The organism is Oleiphilus sp. HI0123, assembly GCF_001635315.1.
The window spans coordinates 1-574 of sequence record NZ_LWGE01000935.1; the positions used below are offsets into that span (position 1 = coordinate 1).

Genomic DNA, 574 nt, shown 5'->3' on the forward strand with positions numbered 1-574 from the left:
AAAATACTAGAAGCTTTGGATAAAGATGGCTCGTTGATCGCTATTGACAAAGATTTGGAAGCAATATCTGCGGCACAGAGTCGATTTGTTGATGAAGAGCGATTTTCGATTGTGCACGGCTCCTTCGCAGATATTCGTGAGCATTTGAGAGTTTGTGGGCAAGAGAAAGTTTCGGGCGTGTTAGCGGATTTGGGTGTGTCATCTCCGCAGCTTGATAATGCTGAGAGAGGCTTCAGTTTTATGAATGATGGTCCGCTAGATATGCGGATGGATACCACGCGCGGAGTGAGTGCCGCACAGTGGATCAAAGAGGTCGATGAGAAAGAGATGGTTCAGGTATTTTTCGNTTATGGCGAAGAAAAGTTTGCTAGGAAAATAGCTAGAGGTATCAAAGAGGCATTGCTGGGTCAGGAAATTGATACGACTGCAAAACTGTCGAAAATAGTGAAGGACGCGAACCCGTCTTGGGAAAAACATAAGCACCCGGCGACCAGGGTGTTTCAGGCTATTCGAATTAAAGTTAATGATGAATTGAGTGATTTAGAGCGATTGCTGGACGAAGCAAGTGAGAGTT

Annotated in this window: 1 protein-coding gene; it reads left to right on the forward strand. The window is 45.0% G+C overall.

Annotated elements, in window-relative coordinates; all coding sequences use genetic code 11:
- The coding region (gene rsmH, locus A3761_RS08065) for a 16S rRNA (cytosine(1402)-N(4))-methyltransferase RsmH (RefSeq protein ID WP_068750091.1) at positions 1–574 on the forward strand (574 nt) is incomplete at both ends.